At 62.7% G+C, this 23,833-nt stretch carries 16 protein-coding genes; 13 read left to right on the top strand and 3 right to left on the bottom strand.

The genetic code is table 11. From position 1 onward, the window contains the following. Nucleotides 1-34 precede the first annotated feature (34 nt). From rnhA to H620_RS0115970, 3 genes are all read left to right on the top strand, one after another. The gene (rnhA, locus tag H620_RS0115980; protein ID WP_023379742.1) at nucleotides 35-481 is read left to right on the top strand and encodes a ribonuclease HI; all 447 of its coding nucleotides are present in this window, start codon (nucleotides 35-37) and stop codon (nucleotides 479-481) included. Nucleotides 482-532: 51 nt separating this feature from the next. Further along, nucleotides 533-1,291, top strand: coding sequence for a DNA polymerase III subunit epsilon (dnaQ, locus tag H620_RS0115975; RefSeq protein WP_023379743.1), 759 nt, complete (start codon nucleotides 533-535; stop codon nucleotides 1,289-1,291). A 108-nt stretch (nucleotides 1,292-1,399) separates the two neighbouring features. Continuing rightward, entirely contained in the window at nucleotides 1,400-3,649 is a 2,250-nt protein-coding gene (locus H620_RS0115970) for an Orn/Lys/Arg family decarboxylase (RefSeq protein ID WP_023379745.1), read from the top strand. Here the strand turns inward: H620_RS0115970 and H620_RS0115965 are convergent. Next, nucleotides 3,633-3,851 carry a hypothetical protein gene (locus H620_RS0115965; protein ID WP_023379747.1) on the bottom strand — a complete coding sequence of 73 codons (219 nt, stop codon included), beginning with the start codon at nucleotides 3,849-3,851 and terminating at the stop codon, nucleotides 3,633-3,635. The genes H620_RS0115970 and H620_RS0115965 overlap by 17 nt on opposite strands. Nucleotides 3,852-4,008: 157 nt before the next feature. Between H620_RS0115965 and H620_RS0115960 the strand changes: the two genes are divergently transcribed. Beyond that, nucleotides 4,009-4,566, top strand: a complete 558-nt coding sequence (locus H620_RS0115960; RefSeq protein ID WP_023379749.1) for an NADPH-dependent FMN reductase — start codon at nucleotides 4,009-4,011, stop codon at nucleotides 4,564-4,566. Between the two features lie 48 nt (nucleotides 4,567-4,614). Here H620_RS0115960 and phnX read toward each other — a convergent pair whose 3' ends face one another. After that, the gene (phnX, locus tag H620_RS0115955; RefSeq protein WP_023379750.1) at nucleotides 4,615-5,442 is read right to left on the bottom strand and encodes a phosphonoacetaldehyde hydrolase; all 828 of its coding nucleotides are present in this window, start codon (nucleotides 5,440-5,442) and stop codon (nucleotides 4,615-4,617) included. A 38-nt stretch (nucleotides 5,443-5,480) separates the two neighbouring features. Next, nucleotides 5,481-6,587, bottom strand: coding sequence for a 2-aminoethylphosphonate--pyruvate transaminase (locus tag H620_RS0115950; RefSeq protein WP_023379751.1), 1,107 nt, complete (start codon nucleotides 6,585-6,587; stop codon nucleotides 5,481-5,483). Nucleotides 6,588-6,721: 134 nt separating this feature from the next. Here H620_RS0115950 and H620_RS0115945 point away from each other — a divergent pair, with 134 nt between their 5' ends. From H620_RS0115945 to H620_RS0115905, 9 genes are all read left to right on the top strand, one after another. Continuing rightward, nucleotides 6,722-7,582 carry a LysR substrate-binding domain-containing protein gene (locus tag H620_RS0115945; protein ID WP_027907629.1) on the top strand — a complete coding sequence of 287 codons (861 nt, stop codon included), beginning with the start codon at nucleotides 6,722-6,724 and terminating at the stop codon, nucleotides 7,580-7,582. After that, the gene (locus H620_RS0115940; protein ID WP_023379753.1) at nucleotides 7,579-8,601 is read left to right on the top strand and encodes an AraC family transcriptional regulator; all 1,023 of its coding nucleotides are present in this window, start codon (nucleotides 7,579-7,581) and stop codon (nucleotides 8,599-8,601) included. The genes H620_RS0115945 and H620_RS0115940 overlap by 4 nt, the downstream gene beginning before the upstream one ends. A 97-nt stretch (nucleotides 8,602-8,698) precedes the next feature. Then, on the top strand, nucleotides 8,699-13,216 hold the full coding sequence (locus H620_RS0115935; protein WP_027907628.1) for an NEL-type E3 ubiquitin ligase domain-containing protein: 4,518 nt from the start codon (nucleotides 8,699-8,701) through the stop codon (nucleotides 13,214-13,216). Between the two features lie 251 nt (nucleotides 13,217-13,467). Continuing rightward, a complete protein-coding gene (locus H620_RS0115930) occupies nucleotides 13,468-17,913 on the top strand; it encodes an NEL-type E3 ubiquitin ligase domain-containing protein (RefSeq protein ID WP_162144452.1) in 4,446 nt (1,481 codons plus the stop codon). Nucleotides 17,914-18,041: 128 nt separating this feature from the next. Then, nucleotides 18,042-19,688, top strand: a complete 1,647-nt coding sequence (locus tag H620_RS0115925) for an acyl-CoA synthetase (RefSeq protein ID WP_027907626.1) — start codon at nucleotides 18,042-18,044, stop codon at nucleotides 19,686-19,688. 13 nt (nucleotides 19,689-19,701) lie between these two features. Further along, nucleotides 19,702-20,469: an SDR family NAD(P)-dependent oxidoreductase gene (locus H620_RS0115920; protein WP_023379756.1), complete on the top strand. Its 768-nt coding sequence runs from the start codon at nucleotides 19,702-19,704 to the stop codon at nucleotides 20,467-20,469. A 12-nt stretch (nucleotides 20,470-20,481) separates the two neighbouring features. Then, complete coding sequence (locus H620_RS0115915; protein ID WP_027907625.1) at nucleotides 20,482-21,675, top strand: acetyl-CoA C-acyltransferase; 1,194 nt, start codon at nucleotides 20,482-20,484, stop codon at nucleotides 21,673-21,675. 8 nt (nucleotides 21,676-21,683) lie between these two features. Beyond that, on the top strand, nucleotides 21,684-22,811 hold the full coding sequence (locus tag H620_RS0115910; RefSeq protein WP_023379758.1) for an acyl-CoA dehydrogenase: 1,128 nt from the start codon (nucleotides 21,684-21,686) through the stop codon (nucleotides 22,809-22,811). A 13-nt stretch (nucleotides 22,812-22,824) separates the two neighbouring features. After that, the gene (locus tag H620_RS0115905) at nucleotides 22,825-23,598 is read left to right on the top strand and encodes an enoyl-CoA hydratase (RefSeq protein WP_023379759.1); all 774 of its coding nucleotides are present in this window, start codon (nucleotides 22,825-22,827) and stop codon (nucleotides 23,596-23,598) included. Nucleotides 23,599-23,833: the final 235 nt, after the last annotated feature.

Raw genomic sequence — 23,833 nt, 5'->3', positions numbered from 1 at the left:
GTGGCCGACACACTGCATTTTAAACGAGTGGTACATGAGCGATAGCGTCGAAATCTACACCGATGGTGCCTGCAAGGGTAATCCTGGCCCTGGTGGCTGGGGCGTCCTGATGATCTACAAGGGCGTCGAGAAAGAGCTGTGGGGCGGCGAGCGCGAAACCACCAACAACCGTATGGAACTGATGGCCGCGATCCAGGGGCTGATGGCGCTCAAGCGCGAATGCGAGGTGGTGCTGACCACCGACTCGCAGTACGTCATGAAGGGCATCAACGAGTGGATGGTCAACTGGAAGAAACGGGGCTGGAAGACAGCTTCCAAGGAACCGGTGAAAAACGCCGACCTTTGGCAGCAGCTCGATGAGCAAGTCAATCGTCACAAGGTGACCTGGAAGTGGGTGCGCGGTCATATCGGCCACCCCGGCAACGAGCGTGCCGACCAATTGGCCAACCGCGGCGTCGACGAAGTGCGCACCCAGGGTTGAGCTGGGGTACAATCCGCCCCTTTGTCATAGATGCAAGTTGGAGCCCTCCGCGTGGAGCAGCAGCAAGATACCAGGCTGGTCATTCTCGATACCGAAACCACCGGCATGCCGGTGAGCGAAGGCCATCGAATCATCGAGATCGGCTGTGTCGAGGTCATCGGCCGGCGCCTGACCGGGCGCCACTTCCACGTCTATCTGCAACCTGATCGCGAGAGTGACGAGGGCGCCATTGGCGTTCACGGTATCACCGATGCCTTCCTCGTCGGCAAGCCGCGTTTTGCCGATGTGGCCGAGGAGTTCTTCGAGTTCATCCAGGGCGCCACGCTGGTCATCCACAACGCGGCGTTCGACGTAGGCTTCATCAACAACGAATTCGCCTTGCTCGGGCAGCACGACCGCGCTGATATCTCCCAGCACTGCACCATCCTTGACACCCTGTTGCTGGCCCGTGCCCGTCATCCAGGGCAGCGCAACAGCCTCGATGCGTTGTGCAAACGCTACGACATCGACAACTCAGGCCGTGAATTGCACGGCGCCTTGCTCGACTCGGAACTGCTGGCTGACGTCTACCTGGCGATGACGGGTGGCCAAACCAGCCTGTCACTGGCAGGCCATGGTGGCGATAACGATCAGCAGGGGCAGGGCGGTGCTGGCAGCGAGATTCGCCGCATTACCGGGCGCGCGCCGGGGCGGGTGATCATGGCCACTGCCGAGGAACTGGAAGCCCATGCCGAGCGGTTGGCGGCAATCGCCAAGTCGGCGGGCGGGCCGGCGATGTGGCAGGTATTGACGGAAACGCCTGCCGGGTAATTCGCTGACCGTACCGGGCTGATTGCCGGCAAGCCGGCGCCTGCAGGGGCTGCCCAGATCCTCAACTACCCTGAACAGCATGACCTGTTCGAAAGGGGGTAGTAGCTGATGTACAAGGACCTCAAGTTCCCCATTCTCATTGTCCACCGGGCAATCAAGGCCGACAGTGTTGCCGGGGAGCGTATACGCGGTATAGCCGAGGAGCTGAGCCAGGACGGTTTCGCCATCCTCGCCGCGGCCGACCATGCCGAGGCCCGTCTGGTTGCCGCCACTCACCACGGACTGGCGTGCATGCTGGTCGCCGCCGAAGGTGTCGGCGAGAATACCCACCTGCTGCAGAACATGGCCGAGTTGATTCGCCTGGCACGCCTGCGTGCCCCGGACCTGCCTATTTTCGCCCTGGGCGAGCAGGTCACGTTGGAGAATGCGCCCGCCGAGGCCATGGGCGAGCTCAACCAACTGCGCGGCATCCTCTACCTGTTCGAAGACACCGTGCCATTCCTGGCACGGCAAGTGGCCCGAGCCGCTCATAATTATCTCGATGGCTTGCTGCCGCCATTCTTCAAAGCCTTGGTCCAGCATACCGCGCAATCGAACTATTCCTGGCACACCCCCGGTCATGGCGGTGGCGTGGCCTACCGCAAAACCCCCGTAGGCTTGGCGTTTCATCAGTTCTTCGGGGAAAACACCCTGCGTTCCGACCTCTCGGTTTCAGTGCCCGAGCTCGGCTCGCTGCTCGATCACACCGGCCCACTGGCAGCTGCGGAGGCCCGCGCCGCCCGCAACTTCGGTGCCGACCACACGTTCTTCGTGATCAATGGTACCTCGACGGCCAACAAGATCGTCTGGCATGCCATGGTTGGCCGTGACGACCTGGTACTGGTAGACCGCAACTGCCACAAGTCGGTAGTGCATGCGATCATCATGACCGGGGCCATCCCCATCTACCTGTGCCCGGAGCGCAACGAGCTGGGCATCATCGGCCCGATCCCGCTCAGTGAGTTCAGTGCCGAGGCCATCCGGGCGAAAATCCAGGCCAACCCTCTTGCGCGCGACCGTGGAGCCCGGATCAAGCTGGCGGTGGTGACCAACTCTACCTACGACGGGCTGTGCTACCACGCCGGGTTGATCAAACAGGCGCTGGGTGCCAGCGTCGAGGTGTTGCATTTCGATGAAGCCTGGTTCGCTTATGCGGCATTTCATGAGTTCTTCGACAATCGCTACGCCATGGGCACTGTCTGTGAGGCGGACAGCCCGCTGGTGTTCAGCACTCACTCGACCCACAAACTGCTCGCCGCCTTCAGCCAGGCATCGATGATCCACGTGCAGGATGGCGCGCAGCGCCAGCTGGACCGCGACCGCTTCAACGAAGCGTTCATGATGCATATTTCCACGTCCCCGCAATACAGCATCCTGGCTTCGCTGGACGTGGCATCGACCATGATGGAGGGCCCCGCCGGACGTTCACTGTTGCAGGAAATGTTCGACGAGGCCCTGAGTTTTCGCCGGGCCCTGGCCAATTTGCGTGAACACATCGCAGCGGATGATTGGTGGTTCAGTATCTGGCAGCCGACGACCGCCGAGGGCATCCACCGCCTGGCGGTACAGGATTGGTTGCTGCAGCCGGGCGCCCAGTGGCATGGTTTTGGTGAAGTGGCGGACGACTATGTGCTGCTGGACCCGCTCAAGGTCACGCTGGTCATGCCAGGGCTCGATGCCGGCGGCGTGCTGGGCGAGCATGGTATTCCCGCAGCGGTGGTCAGCAAGTTCCTCTGGGAGCGGGGGCTGGTGGTGGAGAAGACGGGGTTGTACAGCTTCCTGGTGCTGTTCTCCATGGGGATCACCAAAGGCAAATGGAGCACCTTGCTCACCGAATTGCTCGAGTTCAAACGCCATTACGACGGCAACACGGCATTGAGCGCTTGCCTGCCCAGTGTCGTGGCGGTGGCACCTGTGCGGTACCAGGGCATGGGCCTGAGGGACCTGTGCAACCAACTGCACGATTGCTACCGCGCCAATGCTACCGCCAAGCAGTTCAAGCGTTTGTTCACACGCTTGCCCGAGGTGGTGATGAGCCCGGCCCAGGCCTATGACCGCATGGTGCGCGGCGAGGTGGAAGCGGTGCCGATCGAGGCGCTGCTGGGGCGGGTCGCGGCGGTGATGCTGGTGCCGTATCCGCCGGGTATCGCCCTGATCATGCCGGGCGAACGCTTTACCGAAACCACCCGCTCGATTCTCGATTACCTGGTGTTCGCCCGCGCTTTCGACAGCGGCTTTCCTGGCTTCGTCGCCGATGTGCATGGGCTGCAGCACGAGAACGGCATCTACACGGTGGACTGCATCAAGGAATGCGAATGATCTCGACGCCAGTGCGCGCCAGTTCGAAGCGGTCTTCGCCCAGGTGGTTGACCCGGTCGCCGATGGCCAGGCGATAAGTGGTGATCGGTGCGCCCAGGGTGGTGCCGTCGACCTGGAGCGTGGACTCCTGGAATTCATGCACGGGATAGATACGGCCTTCGGCGTCACGGGCGTGGAACTGACCGACCATTACTGCTGCCATTTGGGTGAAAACCTCTGAATTGCCTGGGAAATGTCTGCAGGCATAGACCGCTCGGGCCCGCAGTAAGTTTTAGCGGCCAAGAAAAAAAACCATGGAACCGAGGAACGGTCATCTATAACTACAACGTCCCATTCCCCAGCAAAGGTTGGAAATCGCCATGAGCCAGGTGTATTCGGTAGCGGTCGTCGTCGGCAGCTTGCGCAAGGATTCGTACAATCGCAAGGTGGCCAGGGCACTTTCGGAGCTGGCGCCGTCCAGCCTTGCCCTGAGGATCGTCGAGATCGCTGACTTGCCGCTGTACAACGAGGATGTCGAGGCCACGGCGCCTGACTCCTGGAAACACTTTCGTGACGAAATTCGTCGCAGCGATGCCGTGCTGTTCGTTACCCCGGAGTACAACCGGTCGGTGCCGGGCTGCCTGAAAAATGCCATCGACGTGGGATCCAGGCCTTACGGGCAAAGCGCATGGGCGGGCAAGCCAACGGCGGTGGTGAGTGTCTCGCCGGGGGCCATCGGTGGCTTCGGTGCCAACCACGCCGTGCGTCAGTCGCTGGTGTTTCTCGACATGCCGTGCATGCAGATGCCAGAAGCCTATATCGGTGGGGCGGCGAGCCTGTTCGATGAAGCTGGCAAGCTCAGTGACAAGACCCGGCCGTTCCTGCAGGGGTTCATCGACAAGTTCGCCTCGTGGGTGAAGTTGAATCGCGCTGTGTAAAGCGGGTCGGACCCCTGTCGTCACGCCGATAGGGGTCGCAACAGCCAGTCAGGAGGCCTGCGGCATTTCACCCTTGGCCAAGCGGCGGTTGATATCGGCAACTACCTCCGGCAGATCGTTGATGGTGTCGATCAGGTAGTGCGGGCGCGACCCTGCGAACATCGAGCGAATACGCTGGCGCTCGCGCTCCAGCTTTTCCACGCTCAATGACTGGTAGCCTTCCCAGGTCAGGCCCAGGGCATTGCCCGAGCACACCAGTGCCACGGTCCACATGCCGGCACGACGGCCTTCGAGAATGCCGGGTACGGTGTCGTCGACCTTGACGCAGGCCGCTACATCGTCGATGCCCAGGGCGATCACGTTGGCCAGTGCCTGGGCCGGCCAAGGACGCCCGTTGGGCGTTTCATCGGTGGCGACGACATGGTCGGCGACATAACCGTTCTGCGCAGCCAGCTCCACCACCTTGTCCATCACCACTTTCGGATAGCCCGAGCAGGAGCCGATCTTCAGGCCATCCTTGCGTAACCCGGTGAGGGTGTCCAGAGCGCCGGGGATCAATGCCGAGTGCACGGCAATCTTCTCGATCTGCAGTGGCATGAAGCGTTCATAGATGGCCGTGACGTCATCGTCGGTGGGCGTGCGGCCAAACACTTTGCGATAGCGCTCGGCGATTTCCGGGACATCGCACAGAGTGCGAATGTGGTCCCACTTGCCCATGCCCATCGGGCCTCGGGCTTCCTCGATGGACACTTGGACGTCGAATTCGGCGAAGGCTTCGACGAAGATCTGGGTCGGGGCGAAGGAGCCGAAGTCGACCACGGTGCCGGCCCAGTCGAGGATGGCGGCTTGCAGCTGGGTGGGGTTGCTGTAGTTCATGTGCGCGAGTTCCTGGGAGTTCGAGGTGATTGGGCGGGTCAGATGTCCAGCACTTCCATTTCCCGCAGCACGTGGGCCACGGCATTGACAGCGGCCTGCATACCGTCTGCTCCGACCACGCCGATGCAGCCGACGCGGAAGGTTTCGACCTGGGTCAGCTTGCCTGGGTAGAGGATGAAACCCTTGGCCTTGACCCGTTCATAGAAGTCCTTGAACTGGTAGCGGGCGTCGTTCGGTGCATGGAAGGTGACGATGATTGGCGCCTGGATCTCGGCCGGAAGGAAACTGCGCAGGCCGATGGCTGCCATGCCATCGAGCAGGGTCTTGCAGTTGTCAGCGTAACGTTGGTGGCGTGCTGGCAGGCCGCCTTCTTCGTTGTACTGCAACAGGGCCTCGTGCAAGGCAGCGACCACATGGGTCGGCGGGGTGAAGCGCCATTGGCCGGTCTTGGCCATGTACTGGTGTTGATCGTGCAAGTCCATGGCCAGGGAATGGGCATTGCCTTCGGCGGCGGCCAGGGCGTTTTTCTCGGCGAACACGAAGCCCATGCCCGGTACCCCTTCAAGGCACTTGCCCGAGGCGGCGATCAGGGCTTCGAACGGGATCTTGCGGGCATCGATCGGCAGTGCGCCGAACGAGCTCATGGCATCGATGATCAGGCGTTTGCCGTGGCGCTTGATGACCTGGGCAATCTCCGGCAGCGGGTTGAGGATACCGGTGCTGGTTTCACAGTGGATCAACGCGACGTGTGTCACGGTGGGGTCGGCGGCCAGCAGGCGGTCGACGTCGGCGGCGGTGGTCGGCTGGTCCTCGGCGGTCTCGAAAGTGCTGTAGGTGCGGCCCAGTACCTTGCAGATCTTGGCCAGGCGCTGGCCGTAGGCGCCATTGATCAGCACCAGCACCTTGCCGTCGCGGGGCACCAGGGTGCCGATGGCGGCTTCGACAGCGAAGGTGCCGCTGCCTTGCAGGGGAACGCAGTGGTGGCTGGCGCTGCCATCGATGATCGCCAGCAATTGCTCGCAGACGCTGGCGGTGAGTTGGTTGAAGTCGCGGTCCCAGGAGCCCCAATCCACCAGCATGGCTTGGCGGGTGCGGAGCGATGTGGTCAGTGGGCCGGGGGTCAGCAGAATCGGGGCATTGCTCATTCCGTGGTTCCTCACAAGCTGCGGGTGGTCCGCCAATAGAGGTGGCGCTGAAACTACGGGTGCTAGGTTGCAATTCGCCCTTTTATCAATCAAATTGTTTGTTGTTATGCCAGTCATAAGTCAGGCCGATAGATATGAACCTGTTCCAGTTACGTGCATTCGACGCGGTTGCCCGTGAAGGCAGTTTCACCCGTGCCGCGGCGCGTCTGTTCATCAGCCAGCCAGCGGTGACCGGGCACATCAAGGCGTTGGAGGAGCACTACCAGATCACGCTGTTGCGGCGCACGGCGCGGCGGGTCGAACTGACCGAGGAGGGTACGCGCCTGGCAGCCATCACCCGGGCCATGTTCAGCCTGGCAGAAGAAGCACAGGTGATGCTGGAGGCCAATCGGCAACTGCTGACCGGGCGCCTGGAAGTCGCTGCCGACGGTCCGCACCGGGTGATGCCCATGCTGGCGCAGTTGCGCGCGCGTTACCCTGGTATCACGGTCAACCTGCGCCTGGGCAATGCCCAGGAAACCCTGGCGGCGCTGTTGTCCGAGCATGCCGATGTGGCCGTGCTGACCGAAGTCGAGGCGCGCAATGGCCTGTACTTGCAGGGCCTGGGTGATTCACGGATTTGTGCGCTGTTGCCAGTGGGCCACCCTTGGGCGCATGCCTCGGGTGAGCTGGCGCTGGCCGATCTGGACAAGCAGATCATGGTGCTGCGTGAACCCAGCTCGATCACCCGGCGCACGTTTGACCAGGCGTGTGCGGCAGCCAAGGTGCAACCCCGGGTGCTGCTGGAACTGGACAGTCGTGAGGCGGTGACAGAGGCCGTCGCGGCCGAGCTGGGTATCGGTATTGTCTCATCGGTGGAGGTGGCCCACGATCCTCGGGTGGTGGCTCGGCCCATAGCTGGCGACGGTCTGGTCAACCGGCACATGGTCGGCTGCCTGGAGCGCCGCCGCGAGTTACGTTTGATCAAGGCATTCCTGGGGTTGGATGGGCAATGAGCGAAAAAGACACGATCTCCATGCAACTGGTACGTGAGGCTTTGTTGCAGACATGCCCCGCTGGGTCACCTGACGTGGGCCTGCTGCTTCGCGCCGGCATCGAGCCGGAACAACTGGAGCTGGCGCAGGCGAGGGTGTCTGCCGACGCCTATGCCAAGCTGTGGCGGCTGCTTGCCCGACGTTGCAACGATGAGTTCTTCGCCATGGACCCCCGTGGTTTGCCGATGGGCAGCCTTGCCTTTCTGACCCGCGCAGCCATGGCTCAGCAGAGCCTCGGTGCCGGGCTTGAAATTGCCTTGGGCTTTCTGTCGTTGATGCTGCAGGATCTGCAACCGAGCCTGGTACGCCAGCAGAGCCTGGCCGAAATCGTCGTCAACGAGCCCCGTGACCTGCCACGGCGCGCGTTCACCTATTTCACCTTCTGGATGATCGTGCACGGTGTGGCCTGCTGGCTGGCGGGGCGGCGGATTCCGATCCTGGCTATCGACCTGCGCTGTGCCGAGCCACCGTTCTGCGACGACTACCGGGTGATGTTTTCCGAGAACCTGCAATTCGACCGTCCGCGTACCCGCATGATCATCGCCGCCGACTGCCTGGACCTGCCGCTTAGGCGCACGCCCCAGGAGCTGCAGCGCTTTCTTGCCGAAGCGCCGGGCAACATTCTGGTCAAGTACCGCGATCCGGCCAGCCTGGCCAGGCGCATCCGCAGCGATTTGCTGAAGATCGACCCGGCACATTGGCCGGATGCCGACAGCCTGGCGCGTGGCTTGTGCTTGTCCAGCGCAACCCTGCGCCGGCGCCTGGCGGAGGAGGGGCAGACCTACCAACGCCTCAAGGACAGCGCACGACGCGAGCTGGCGATTGCCTGGTTGGCCCAGGTCGAGCCGGGCCTGGGCGATATCGCCGAACGGCTGGGGTTTGCCGACAGCAGCTCGTTCTACAAGGCCTTCCGTAAATGGTTCGGCTGCAACCCAGGTCACTATCGGGCGCTGATCCAAGCCCGAGACGGGAGCGAATGAATCAACCTCTGCCGTGCGTGTCGAAGCGTTTCCAGCTGCAGCCGAGGGTGGGTTAGGTACAAGCATATGGCCCCTTTCTGCCCAGATCGGAGCCACCATGACGCTTATCCCTCCTTCCCAGCAAGCGTCTTCCGTACAAGCAAGGCTTTCGACCGCTACCGATGACTTCATCCAGGCCCAGTTACCGGACTGGCTGAGGCGAGCCTCGCGCGGGCAGATCAGGAAACTGCGCGATAGCTTCAAAAGGCACCAGGCCAGCCATGATCGGTTGCGAGCAGCGACCCATGAACTGCTTCCGTTGCAGCAGTTTGCCGAGCGACAGTTCCAGGCCCTGCTAGGCGATGCACTGCCTCCAGGCACACAGGTGTCCGATCTGCACTGGGTCACGGTTTCTCCCGATTTTGCGGGGCAGCTGGCGTGGCCCGACTTTGTCTACAAACCCAAGTACACCCATTCGCCCGCACTATCGAAGCTGATGCAGGGATTTGCCGCGGACAGTCGCTTCTACGTGGGCAGTGGCTTGGTCCTGGAAGGTGCCAATGATGTGCTGGTGGCCGCCGACGACGCGTTCATCGAGCGATGCCGGACGTTGGACGCGGGCAAGCTATACCAGGACCAGGTCGAACAGGTGTATGGCGGGCAGAATCTGAATCTGCTGGCCGAAGACAAGCGCAGTGGATTCATCCTCGCCATCGAAATCGCCGCGCTGCGGGGGGAAATATCCGCGTTGGAGCAAATCGCCCTACGTGACATCGCAACGCACATTCCGCACACGGTCGGGCAACCGGTTCCACACAGTGTCAATCATGTCGAGCTGCTGGGGCAGACGCTTTCCAATGCATTGTTAGTCGTGCTGCGCGAGTTCGATGGTGTGATAAAAAGCGTGCTGCTTTATCTGCCTAGCGCCCCCGACCAGGCCTTGCGACGCTTCACTTCGCTGGCGCAGTTGCACGAGCAGCTGGTCAGCGAACTGCAGCGCCCGGGCTTGCGCCAGTGCCTGTCGGAGCAAGTCCACCTGGAGCATCGCGCAACCTTCCTGCAGACCCTTGATCTGCGCCTGAAGGATGCCCGACCGGACCTGCAATTGGTCAGAGGCTCGATCGTGGAGGATGCGTTCCTCACGTTGGCCAGGGCCCAGGTGCAGCAGGTCAAGGATGATGCGCGGCTATTGTTGGTGCCAACGGCTGAGGTCGATGCCGCCGCCGCTGGGCGACGGATTCAGCGTTGGGAGTCGGTGGGCATGGGGCTTGTCAACCTGGTAGGCCTGTTCAACCCGGTCGTGGGGGCGCTGCTGCTTGGACAGTTGGTGGTGCAGACCTTGTCCGACGTGTTCGAAGGCGCCGTTGATTGGTCCAAAGGCCATCAGCACGAGGCCCTGGAGCATGTGCTGAGTGTCGCAGAGGCCCTGGCCTACACGGTTGCCACGGTCGCGGGCGTGGCCGTGGTGCGCAGTGCCTTCGTGGATGCGCTTGAGCCGATTGCCCTTGATACCCATCGCAAGCGTCTCTGGTCTGGTGATTTGACGCCCTACGAAACCATGCCCGAAGACAGGCGTCTGCAGCCGGACGGCCTGTACGGCCAGGGCAAGCGCCGCTGGATGCGGGTGCAGACCCGTTACTACGAAGTGCATCGCCCCGATCCCCTGGGCCCATGGCGACTTCGCCACCCTTTGCGTGACAGCGCCTATGGTCCGGTCGTGCAACACAATGGTCAGCGCGGTTGGCGGTTGCAACAGGATCAACCGCTCGAGTGGGACGATGGCGCGCGCATGCTGGACTGCCTGTGGCCGCAAGCGTCCCCTGTGGATGCTGAAAGGGCCAGGCAGATTCTTCAGGTGGCCGGCATGGACGTGGATGAACTGCGGGGTTTGCTGGTGGAGAGCCGACCTGCACCCATCAACCTCGCCGACACGCTGCGCCGGTTCGAAGTTGACGCTCGGATCGAGGCTTTCATCGGCCACCTGAACAGTGGTGCGCTGGGGCAGGATGAAGAAGATCTGCTGGCATGGTGCACTGCTCAACATGAAGTCGCCGGTCCCGAGCAGGGGATGCGCGAGAGGTTGATCGAGCAGATGCCGCTGATGCGGTGGCGGCTGTTCGAGAGCTTTGCCTACGCGCCACGGTCGAGCTCCTCGCTGGCGCTCGTGGTGTCGCGTGATTTTCCCGGGCTTCCCAAAGGCTACATTCCGCAGGTGCTCAGCGGCATTGACAGAAGCGAGTTGGAGATAGCGCTTGTGCAGCAGCGCTTGTCGCTGGCGATGGCAAGCAAGGCGCGGTCTTTGCTGCGGGTGGCTCGGCTGACCCGTGCGCTGGAAGGTTTTTACCTTGGCAGCGCCAGCTGCGCGGAAACCGACGAGCTGGCGATTGCTTTGCTCCGCCAGCTGCCGGGAAGGCCGGCCGATCTGAACCTGGAAGTGCGCGAGGCAACGCCCACGGGGCGTCTGTTGGCCGAACTCGATCCGGCGGGTCCCAAAACGGGGCGCATCAGCCTGGTGCGCGTTGGCAGGCACTTTCAATTGTTCGATGGCCGGGGGCAGTCATGGAGACCTTCGAGAACGGCGCCGACTACCATTTTCGAAGCGATCGCGGCAGTGCTGTCGTCGGCCCAATTGCAGGCGCTGGGCCTAGGCGACGATCCAGCCGATGAGTTACGTCAGTTGCTGATCACGCGGCTTCCGAACGCCCACGACCGGTGCATCGAACTGCTCGGTTGGCCTGCCCAGCCTCGCTGGTTCAACCCAGGTCAACGGCTGCCCGATGGTCGCGTCGGCTACGTGCTGAGCGGGCGTGGCCAAGGCGCGGCGCAGGGTTCATCGAAGCAAACGTTGCTCAATGGTTTGCGCCAGCTGTTTCCCGGTCTGGACGATGACCAGCTTGAACAGGAACTGCAGCGCCTGTTGCACGGTGAAGACATGCCGTTTGCAGGCCTGGCAGCGCTGCAGGATGATCATGTGCAGTTGCAGCAGGCACTGAACAGGTGGGTCTCGGCTGAGCTGAACACGACAAGGCAGGCCAGTCGGCAACTGCTCTCGGACCGCGTGCTACGCGCCTGGCGCGGGCAAGGCGAGCAAGTGCCGGCCGCTGACGGGCAGCCGGGTGGCTTGCGTCTGGCGTTGAGTCTTGGCGAGTTGGCGAGTCTGCCTGCGTTGCCTGGGCAGGTGCAGTTCAATCATGTGACGTCCTTGGCCATCAATGACAGCTCGATCACCGCGGTGCCCGCTGACTTCCTGCACAGTTTCGTCAACGTGAACAACCTGAATCTCAGCGGCAATCGGTTATTGGCCATTCCGACCGGACTGGCCCACATGACCCAGCTGCGTACCCTGCGCCTGGCGCGTAACTTCATTCGCATGACCCTGTCGGCTTTCCAGGCGCTCGCCAGCCTGCCCCAGTTGATGCGGTTGGACCTCAGCTACAATCCCCTGGGCGTGCTCTACGTGCCTTTCGGTCAGCTTCAGCACCTGGTTCAGCTGAACGTACGGCATTGCCGGCTGAGCCTCTGGCCGGGGTACATCGAGTTGTGCCAACACTTGCAATTAGCGGACTTGCGAGACAACCAGCTGGCCGAAGTCGCTCCCGAGACGTTACAGATGCCGCAATCTTTCCGTCAGGCATTCGTGGTGGAGCGCAACCTGTTGAGCAACCGGCAGGTGATACGCCTGTACGCACTCGATACGATACCGGAAGCCCCACAGGCTGGATTGTCCCAGGACGACATCCGCGCTTTGTGGATCGGAATTTTGCCTGAATCCGCGAGGTCGGAACGAGGTTCGACATGGGACGCCGTGATGGGGGCCAGCGGCAGCGGACCATTCGCTCAGCTGATGGGTCAGTTGCAGTATGTCTCTGACTACGCTCAGGCACGCCGGTACCTGGCGACCCAGGTGTGGTCATTGCTCGAAGAACTGCAACAGCATGCTTCGCTGCGCGAGCGGATGTTCGAGTGGGTGGATGAGGTGCCTACCGTGCGCAATCGTGTCGCTGATGTGTTCACCCGCTTGCAGGTGCGCATGTTCGAAGCGCGCGCGGAACGGGCCGCGGTGCAGGGCGTGCAGGGGCGTGCGCTGATCGCACTGGGCCGTGGCCTCTATCGTTTGGACGTTATCGCCTTGCTTTCGCGCGAGGCGACGGTGCGAGTGAACGAGCAACGGGCCATCGCTCGGCGGGCAGATCCGAGTGCCACGCACCTGGCGGATGTCGATGGTCGGGATATCGACTTGCTCTATCGTGTGCGGCTCAGAGAGGCGCTGAGTTTGCCTGGGCAGCCCCAGACGATGCATGGCGATAGCCTTCCGGGAATCACCGAGGAATCGATATTCAGCGACCGGCAACGAATCGAACGGGTTGGAGGAATCGAGGAGCTGGCAGAAGACCTGAGTCAACGCCGCTTCTGGCAGTCCTACCTGGAAAATCGTCACGCCAATGACTTCCAGGTGCTGGAGTCGGCGCACCGGGCTCGCATCGGCAGGTACCACGCAGAAAATCCACAGGCAACAGCGGCCGAACGCGCGCGCGCCCTGGACGACCTTCAGATCGCGCACGATGCTGCAGTGCATCGCCATCGGGTGGCACTGACCCGTCATGAACTGAGGTCCGAAACGGCGCGACTGGGATGACACCGCAATGGCCCGGCGTTGCCTGGGCCAGGCAGTGGATGCCACCCATCGGGTGCAGCGGCGAGCGCCGCCTCGGTGGGTAGCCTTCCCGGTTCAGCCGCGCCTCGGGTGGCGGCAGTGTGAGCGGTCCATCAATCGCTGCAGTACCCACCATGATCGAAACCACCCAAGATATGCCGCGAGAACGCGCGACCGACGCTTTCATTGCACAACTCCTGCCGCAATGGCTCCGAAGCTCCACGTATGCCCAGGTGCAAATCCTGCGGACCTGCTTCGAGCACCATGTGCAGAGCCAGCACAAGGTGCAGGTCGCACTGGCAGGACTCGAACCGCTGGATACATTCGTCACCCAACGCCTGCAAGAGAAACTGCAATCGTCGCTTTCTCTGACCGTAGAGCTGGGCAAGGCGCAATGGCGTGAAGAGCGTCGAAAGCTGGTCGCCGATGCCTCAGGCCCGATACTGCACGAAGCGTATTTCGTGCGTTCGCCGGCAGTGCTGAAACTGATGCAGAACTTCAAGCAAGGCGAGTCGTTCTTCGAGCACACCGCTCTGGTGTACCCCGCCGATCCAGCGACGGGGCAGGCTGAGCGGGTGTTGACCACCGACAGCGAGCAACTGGTGGACATCTGCCGGACGCTGGATGTCGGTCGACAGTATCAGCAGCATCTCGACAGCGTGTTGGACACCGACTACCGGGCTGCACTGGCCGAGGACAAGCGCACGCAATTGAGGCTGGCCGTAGAGTTGGCGTCGCTGAAACGGCAGCTGCCCACCGATGAAGTGAACATGCTGCGGCGCTTCGCGGCTGGTCAGCCGTTGACCCACCCTCATAGCCATAGGGTGCGTGCAGGGGCGTTGGAGGTTCTTGGCTGTCGTGTGGACGGTGCATTGGCTTTCGAGTTGCAACGCCTCAACCCCGCGTTCAGGGATGTTCCGCCGTTCATCATCGAAGGTGTGATTCTGTACTTGCCTGGCGATCCTGAGTGCCCCCTGCGCGCATTCGGCAGTTGGCAGCAAGCCAGTTGGGCGCTGGGAGCCCTGTTGCGCGATGCAGCCTATCGGCAAGCTTTCGTTCAGCGGATTGCGATGGCGGACCGCGCTGCCTACCTCTCGACGCTGAACAAGCGCCTGGCAGACGATCAGACCGATGCAAGCTGTGCGTGTGGGGCAATCGATGAGCAGATATTCAAGGTGCTGGCCGAGCAGCAGTTGCAGCGAATTCGCGACAATGCGCGTTTTCTGGCAGTACCCACCGCACAGGTCGACGCCCGCGTCAGTGCCGAGCACCTGCGAACACTGGAGTCCGTCGGCATAGGCCTGGTCAGCCTGGCCGGGTTGTTCGTGCCGGTGATCGGCGCCGTGTTGGTGACCCACTGGGTGGGGCAGATTCTGTCCGAGGTTTTCGAAGGGGTCGAGGACTGGAAACAGGGCCATCAGCACGAAGCCCTGGAACACCTGCTGGGTGTGGTCGAGTCAGTGGCGATCGGCACCGCGCTGGCGGCCGGGACGACGTTGGTCGCCCGCGGCTTCCTACGCAGCGCCAACGTCGACCAGATGGTGCCCGTGCTGGATGGCGAGGGGCGGGCGCGATTATGGTCCGCAGAGATCGGCCATTACGAAGATCCGTCACCGCCGGATGACTTGCTGGAGCAGGATAATGGCCTGTTGTCCAACGCGCTGGGACAGTGGTGGTACAACGATAACAAGTATTTTCAGGTGGTTCCCGTGCCGGGGCGCAGTTCGTGGCGGTTGCGCCATCCACGGCGCGAATCGGGTTTCGGACCGGAGCTGGCGTTCAATGGAGAGCGCGGTTGGCGGCTGTCATCCGAGCGGCCGCTCGAATGGGAGGGAGCGCCCCTCTTGCTGGGGCGCCTGTGGCCACCGGCAACCCGTTTGGACCCCGAGCGTATCGGGCAGATACTGAAGGTCGCGGATGTCGACCAAGACCACCTGCGCGGCCTGTTGGTCGAGGGGCGGGCGCTCCCGGTTGCACTGCGAGACACCCTGGAACGCTTTGCCGTGGACGCCCGTGTCGACGGATTCCTCGAGCAACTGGATCGAGGGCTGAATGCTGACCCCGAGCTGTTCCAGTGGTGCGTCGAGCACTTCGGGCTCGAGGGGCTGACATCGCAGGAGCAACGCGTGGCATTGATCGAAGAGGGCGCAGCGGTACGCGAACAGCTGTTCGATCACTTCTCGCGCAAATACCTTGCCATGGACCCTCTGCTGGACCTGGTTTCGAGGGATTTCAAAGGGTTGCCCGATGCTTATGCGCTCGACGTACTCAGGCAGGCAACCGATACGCAGCGCCGCTGGATGCGCAGCGAACAGCGGATTCCTTTGCCCGTTGCCGAGCGGGCCCGAGCGCATTTGCAGCTGGCGCGGCTGACGCGTGCCCGCGAAGGGCTGTACCTCAAGGGCAGCTATCATCCGGACACGGTTGCGCTGGCCTTTGCGTTGTTGCGCAAGCATGCGCGCCTGTCGACGACAGTGGACATCGAACTGCGCGAAGGTTCGGATGTCGGACGCCCGCTGGCGCGGCTTCATCCGCAGAATGATCCACTGTGCATCTCCACCGTTCTGGTAAGGCAGGCCGGTGGCTTCAAATGCTACGACCTGCAAGGACGCGAACTGAGTGTCGACCAGGTCGACCCTGTCGAGATTGGCGAGGTGTTGGCCAGGTACCTCTCCCGAGACGATCTGGCGCGCCTGGGCTGGGATGGTTCCCAAGCCCGCGAACAGATCAACAATGCGCTACGAGCCTGGTTGCCGGCCGACAACAAGGCGCTTGTCGAGTTGTTGGGCGCACGGGAGATAAAACCTACGAGGAATTCACTACGGCGTCTGCCAGACGGGCGTATGGGTTATCCGCTCAACGGGCATGACGAGGCGCGGCACCCTTCGCGACGCTTGTTGCTAGAGTCCTTGGGCGCACTGTATCCGACACACAGTGCCCAAGCACTGGAGGACTATGTGGCGACCCTGCTGGAGTCGCCGCAGACTGCATATGCCGTGATGATCAGGCAGTACCAGGAGTACCTTGCCCTCGATCGGGCAATGCAGACATGGGTGATGCAGGTGCCAGCGGGGCGTCAGCGGGGGGCACGTCGTTTCGCCTCCGAGGAGCTGCGCCGCAGCTGGCGTCTCGGAGGGCCACAGAACAGCGTTTCGAGCACCACTGCACCGGCCAGTCGCCTGACCCTGGTTGGCCTGGATATCGGAGGTCTGCCCGCGCTGCCAGCCAACACCGACTTTGCGCACATCACCGACCTGGTACTGGTCGGTTTGCAACTGGAACACGTGCCGCCAAGTTTCCTGGGGTCTTTCAGCCGATTGCGTGGGTTGAACCTAAGCAACAACGCCCTGACCAGCCTGCCCGCGGGTATCGGGGGGTTGAGCCAGCTGCGCATACTGCACTTGGCGCGTAACCGGATTCGCATGACCGAAGAGGGCGCCCAGGCTTTAAGTGGCCTCACCCAATTGGACACCCTGGATTTGGGCTTCAACCGACTAGGCTCGATCAGCTTGCGCCTGGGGCAGTTGACGCGTCTGCGAGAATTGAACCTGCGCCGGAACAATCTGCACAGCGTGCCCACAGCGCTGGAGCAATGCCTGCACCTTGAGGCGGCGGACCTGCGTGACAACCAGATCGCGCAGCTCCCTGATACTTTGCTGCTCGCACCGTTGCATGTGCGCCTTGCCATCAGGTTGGAAAACAACGCGCTGCCAGTCGCCGAGCGCGAGCGCTTGTACGCTGCCAACCCGGTGCAGGTAGAGCCCCCGGGACCAACGGAAGCGCCAGGCTTGGCCCGCTCGGCCTGGCTGCAGCTCGCGGACTCTGCGACGAGAACCGCAAGAAGCCTGCAATGGGATGATTTGTTGGACGAGCCCGATAGCGATGCGTTCTTCCGAGTGCTGGCAGAACTGACGCAGACCAGTGACTTCCAGCACGTACCGCAGGATCTGTCGCGCCGGGTTTGGGCGATGATCGCCGCAGCCAGCGAGAACGCCGCCCTGCGGGCTGAATTGTTCGAGCTGGCTGCCGTGCGAACTTGCGTCGACCAGGTCATCTCGTGCTTCAGCACGCTCGAAGTCCGCGTATTGCTGGCTGAGGCGATGCAATCTGCGGCGGCAGGCGGGCAGGAGCAGGCCTTGCTCGAGCTGGCTTGTGGACTGTTCAGGCTGGATCGGGTTGCGATGATCGCCGGCAAAGAGGTGGAACGGCGGGTGACCTTGGAGGTAGACCGGCTGCGTACCTCTGGGTGGCCCGAGGAGCAGTCCAGGGAGTTCGCGTTAGCGCAGGTGGACGCGATCGAGATCAGTCTAGCCTATCGCGTAGGCCTGGCTCGCACATTGAATCTTCCAGGACAACCGAAAACCATGCAGTTCGAGCAGCTGGCCGGGGTCAGCCCGATGCAGCTCAGCAATGCCGCAGCCGAAGTGCGCTGGGCATCGGCGACCGATGCGCTGTTGAACGATATTAGCCAGCGGGATTTCTGGATCGCGCACCTGGAACGTCAATACGCCACCGAGTTCCAGCAAGTCAAACAACCGTTCTGGGAGCAACTGGAGGAGGAGGGCACCGAGGACGCCGAGCGTGTCGCGCACATCCAGCGAGCGTTCGACGACGCCGTTCATCGATTGGTCCTGCGCTTGAGCGCCGAGGCGTTGAGCGTGCAGGATCCAGCCAACTGAAATCCTGCTGGAAACGGCCAAACCGCTCATCCCGATTGAGCGGTTTGGCCATTGCCGAGTGACGTCGGCAGCGACAACATCGTTAGACCCATGGTGCGCTCCAACAATAAGAATCCAGGAGTCTGACGATGCGCGATTACGCCGAGGCCGTCCGTTCGTTCAACTACGAACAGGTTGCTCATACCGCCCTGCACGGCAACCTCAAAGCCCTCAATGCCTGTGTCGAGTGCTGCGACCGACATGCAGGCGGGGGCAGGCTCGCCCTGATCTGGGAAGGCCGTGACGGCCAAAGCGAACGCTACAGCTTCGACCAGCTTCAGCAGCAGGCCGCACGCTTTGCCAATGTCCTCAAGGCACAAGGTGTCCAGGCTGGCGACCGGGTCGCCGGTCTGATGCCGCGCACCCCGGAACTGCTGATCACCATTCTCGCCACGTGGCGATTGGGGGCTGTGTACCAGCCGCTGTTCACGGCTTTCGGCCCCAAGGCCATCGAGCATCGCCTGGAGCAGTCCCATGCTCGTGTAGTGGTCACCGACAGCCTGAACCGCAGCAAGCTGGATGAGATGAACGACTGCCCGACCCTCATTACCGTGAAAGCGCCGGTAGGCGAACTGGATTTCCATCAGGTTCTGGCTGCTGCCGATCAGCACTGCGAACCTGTCATGCGCAGCGGCGATGATCCGTTCCTGCTGATGTTCACCTCGGGCACCACCGGTCCGGCCAAGCCTCTTGAAGTACCGCTGCGCGCGATCGTCGCCTTCCAGGGCTACATGCGTGATGCCATCGACCTGCGGCCGGACGACAACTTCTGGAACCTGGCCGACCCAGGCTGGGCCTACGGTCTTTACTACGCCGTCACCGGCCCGTTGTCGCTGGGCCACGCCACGACGTTCTACGATGGCCCCTTCAGCGTCGAAAGCTGCGCGCGGGTCATTAACAAGCTAGGTATCACCAACCTGGCAGGCTCGCCCACGGCCTACCGTCTGCTGATCGCCGCGGGCAGCGAGTTTTCCACGCCGATCAAAGGCCGGCTGCGCGTGGTCAGCAGCGCCGGTGAACCCCTTAACCCTGAGGTGATCCGCTGGTTCGCCGATGAGCTGGGCGTGACCATCCACGATCACTACGGCCAGACCGAACTGGGCATGGTGTTGTGCAATCACCATGGATTGCAGCACCCGGTGCACTTGGGTTCGGCTGGTTTCTCCATTCCTGGCCACCGGATCGTCGTGGTGGACGAGCAAGGTCTGGAACTGCCGGCCGGTCAACCGGGCATTCTGGCGGTGGACCGCGAACAGTCGCCGCTGTGCTGGTTCGGCGGCTATCACGGCCTGCCCACCAAGGCCTTCGTCGGCAAGTACTACCTGAGCGGCGATACCGTCGAGTTGAACGCGGACGGCAGCATCAGTTTCGTCGGCCGCAGTGACGACGTGATCACCACCTCCGGCTACCGCGTCGGCCCGTTCGATGTCGAGAGCGCGCTGATCGAACACCCGGCGGTGATCGAAGCGGCCGTGGTCGGTAAGCCGGACCCCGAGCGTACCGAGCTGATCAAGGCCTTCGTGGTGCTGGCCGCGGGCTTCAGCGGCAGCCCGGAGCTGGAGGAAACCTTGCGCCAGCATGTGCGCCAACGTCTGTACGCCCATGCCTACCCTCGCGAAATTGAATTCGTCAGCGAGCTGCCCAAGACCCCGAGCGGCAAGCTGCAACGCTTCATCCTGCGCAACCAGGAAATCGCCAAACAACACGCGCACCTGGCAACCCGCGCCAGCGCCTGAAAGGAAAGACAACATGCAAATCAGCCATAAGCACTTCATTGTCAGCGGCGGCGCCTCCGGGCTTGGCGCTGCAACCGCGCAGATGCTGGTCGAAGCTGGCGCCAAGGTGATGCTGGTCGACCTCAATGCCGCCGCCGTCGAAGCCAAGGCCCGCGAACTGGGTGACAATGCCTGTTTCGCGGTTGCCGATATCAGTGACGAACAGGCCGCCAAGGCAGCGGTGGAGGCGGCGGTCGCCGCCTTCGGCAGCCTTCACGGGCTGGTCAACTGCGCCGGTATCGTCGGTGCCGAGAAAGTGCTGGGCAAGCAGGGGCCGCACGGCCTGGCCAGCTTCGCCAAGGTGATCAACGTCAATCTGATCGGTAGCTTCAACCTGCTGCGCCTGGCAGCCGCGGCCATGGCCGAAGGTCAGCCGGACGAGGGCGGCGAGCGCGGAGTGATCATCAACACCGCCTCCATCGCCGCCTATGACGGGCAGATTGGCCAAGCCGCCTACGCCGCGTCCAAGGGCGCCATCGCCAGCCTGACCTTGCCGGCCGCCCGCGAACTGGCGCGTTTCGGGATTCGGGTGATGACCATCGCCCCAGGTATCTTCGAAACGCCGATGATGGCCGGCATGACCCAGGAAGTGCGCGACTCGCTGTCCGCTGGCGTGCCGTTCCCGCCGCGCCTGGGACGGCCGCAGGAATATGCCGCGCTGGCCCGACACATCATTGAAAACAGCATGCTCAACGGCGAGGTGATTCGCCTCGACGGCGCGCTGCGCATGGCTGCCAAGTAAGGAGAACCGAACATGACCATTGCCAACGATCCGATCGTCATCGTCAGCGCTGTGCGCACGCCCATGGGTGGGTTGCAGGGCGAACTCAAGAGCCTGACCGCGCCGCAACTGGGCAGCGCCGCCATCCGCGCCGCCGTCGAGCGCGCTGGGGTCGATGCCGCCAGTGTCGAGCAGGTGCTGTTCGGCTGTGTGCTGCCGGCAGGTCAGGGCCAGGCACCGGCCCGCCAGGCTGCGTTGGGCGCCGGGCTCGACAAGCACACCACGTGCACCACCCTGAACAAGATGTGTGGCTCGGGCATGCAGGCGGCCATCATGGCCCATGACCTGCTGCTGGCCGGCAGCGCCGATGTGGTGGTGGCGGGGGGCATGGAGAGCATGACCAACGCACCGTATTTGCTGGACAAGGCCCGTGGCGGCTACCGCATGGGCCACGGCAGGATCATCGACCACATGTTCATGGATGGCCTGGAGGATGCGTATGACAAAGGGCGCCTGATGGGAACCTTCGCCGAGGACTGCGCCCAGGCCAACGGATTCAGCCGCGAAGCGCAGGATAACTTTGCAATCGCGTCGTTGACCCGTGCCCAGGAAGCCATCAGGAACGGGCGCTTCGCCGCCGAGATTGTCCCGGTCGAGGTCACCGAGGGTAAGGAAAAGCGCCTGGTCAAGGATGACGAGCAGCCGCCCAAGGCGAAGCTGGACAAGATCCCGCAGCTCAAGCCGGCCTTCCGCGAAGGCGGTACCGTGACAGCCGCCAACTCCAGTTCGATTTCCGACGGTGCTGCCGCACTGGTGCTGATGCGTCGCTCCGAAGCCGACAAACGCGGCCTCAAGCCACTGGCGGTCATCCATGGACACTCCGCATTCGCCGATACGCCGGCACTGTTCCCAACCGCACCGATCGGTGCGATCGACAAATTGATGAAGCGCACCGGCTGGAACCTGGCCGAGGTCGACCTGTTCGAAATCAACGAGGCATTCGCCGTGGTCACCCTGGCGGCCATGAAACACCTCGACCTACCCTCTGAAAAGGTCAACATCCATGGCGGCGCCTGCGCCCTGGGCCACCCCATCGGTGCCTCGGGCGCGCGCATCCTGGTGACCCTGCTGTCGGCCCTGCGCCAGAACAACTTGCGCCTTGGCGTGGCAGCGATCTGCATCGGCGGCGGTGAAGCCACTGCCATGGCCGTCGAATGCCTGTATTGAGGTGAGCCATGTTGGTAACTGATGAGCAACAACAGATCGCCGACGCAGTGCGAGACTTCGCCCAGGAGCGGTTGAAACCGTTTGCCGAGGCGTGGGACAAGGCCCACCGCTATCCACGTGAGGCCATTGCGGAAATGGCCGGTCTGGGCCTGTTCGGCATGCTGGTGCCGGAACAGTACGGTGGCAGTGACACCGGCTATGTGGCCTATGCCATGGCCTTGGAGGAGATCGCGGCCGGCGACGGTGCCTGCTCGACCATCATGAGTGTGCACAATTCGGTCGGTTGCGTGCCGATCCTGAAATTCGGCACCGAGCACCAGAAGCAGCAATTCCTCGCCCCCCTGGCCAGTGGTTCGATGATTGGGGCCTTTGCCCTGACCGAACCCCAGGCCGGTTCCGATGCCAGTAGCCTGAAAACCCGTGCACGGCTCGAAGGCGACCACTATGTGCTTAATGGCAGCAAGCAGTTCATCACCTCCGGGCAGAACGCAGGGGTGGTCATCGTGTTCGCCGTCACCGACCCGGAGGCGGGCAAGCGTGGCATCACCGCGTTCATCGTGCCCACCGACTCACCTGGCTACCAGGTCGCGCGAGTCGAGGACAAGCTCGGCCAGCATGCCTCCGACACCTGCCAGATCGTATTCGACAACGTGCGGGTGCCAGTCGCCAATCGTCTCGGTGAGGAAGGGCAGGGCTACAAGATCGCCCTGGCCAACCTCGAAGGTGGCCGCATCGGTATTGCCTCCCAAGCGGTCGGTATGGCGCGGGCTGCGTTCGAAGTGGCGCGCGACTACGCCAACGAGCGGCAGAGCTTCGGCAAGCCGTTGATCGAGCACCAGGCAGTGGCCTTCCGCCTGGCCGACATGGCCACTCGCATTGCGGTCGCCCGGCAGATGGTGCTGCACGCGGCAGCCTTGCGTGATGCCGGGCGCCCGGCATTGGTGGAAGCCTCGATGGCGAAGCTTTTCGCCTCGGAAATGGCCGAAAAGGTATGCTCGGATGCCTTGCAGACCCTGGGTGGATATGGCTATCTGAGCGACTTCCCGCTGGAACGAATCTACCGCGACGTTCGGGTGTGCCAGATCTACGAGGGCACCAGCGACATTCAGCGCATGGTCATTGCGCGTAATCTTTGAAGGAGCATCCTGCATGGCATTCGAAACCATCCTGTTGGACATCCACGGCAAGGTCGGCCTGATCACCCTCAACCGCCCCCAGGCGCTCAATGCGCTGAACGCGCAGATCGTGGCTGAGATCAACCAGGCGCTGGACCAGCTCGAACGTGACCCCAACATTGGCTGTGTGGTCCTGACCGGCTCCGCCAAGGCCTTCGCCGCCGGCGCTGATATCAAGGAAATGGCCGAGCTTCAGTACCCGCAGATCTATGTCGACGACCTGTTCAGCGATGCCGACCGCATTGCCAATCGACGCAAGCCGATCATCGCGGCTGTTTCTGGCTTTGCCTTGGGCGGGGGCTGCGAGTTGGCGATGATGTGCGACTTCATCCTGGCCGCCGACAACGCCAAGTTCGGTCAACCGGAAATCAACCTGGGCGTACTGCCGGGCATGGGCGGCACCCAGCGTCTGACCCGTGCAGTGGGCAAGGCCAAGGCCATGGAGCTGTGCTTGACCGGCCGCCTGATGGGCGCCGAGGAGGCCGAGCGCGCAGGTTTGGTGGCCCGCGTGGTGCCACAGGCCGAGCTGCTGGAAGAGGCACTGAAGGTGGCTGCGACCATCGCCAGCAAATCGATCCCGGTGAGCATGATGGTCAAGGAAAGCGTCAACCGGGCCTTCGAAGTCACCCTCAGCGAAGGTGTTCGCTTCGAACGTCGCGTGTTCCACGCTGCGTTCGCCACCGAAGACCAGAAGGAAGGCATGGCGGCCTTCATCGGCAAGCGCGAAGCACAGTTCAAGGACCGTTGAGTACAACCCTGTCGTGGCCTGGGCGCCACGGCAGGTTTTCGCGCCTCTTCCCCTGGCCTCCCACGACCAGCAAAGGTCGTGGGTCGGCCCTGCCTGGATCTGCCGATGGGCGGAATCCAGGCCATTTCGGTCAAATTCCCTTGTGATTGCAGTTGCTCCGGGCGACGTGGCGCCTTAGACTGCCGCCCCCTGTAAAAGAGTGCCGGTTGGCGCTTGAAGAATTCCGCTGCCCGCG

It is taken from the genome of Pseudomonas taiwanensis DSM 21245 (assembly GCF_000425785.1).
In the GTDB taxonomy this organism is placed as follows: Bacteria; Pseudomonadota; Gammaproteobacteria; order Pseudomonadales; family Pseudomonadaceae; genus Aquipseudomonas; species Aquipseudomonas taiwanensis.
The sequence above is the reverse complement of the archived record's forward strand: the minus strand, read 5'-3'. Positions and strand labels throughout refer to the sequence as shown.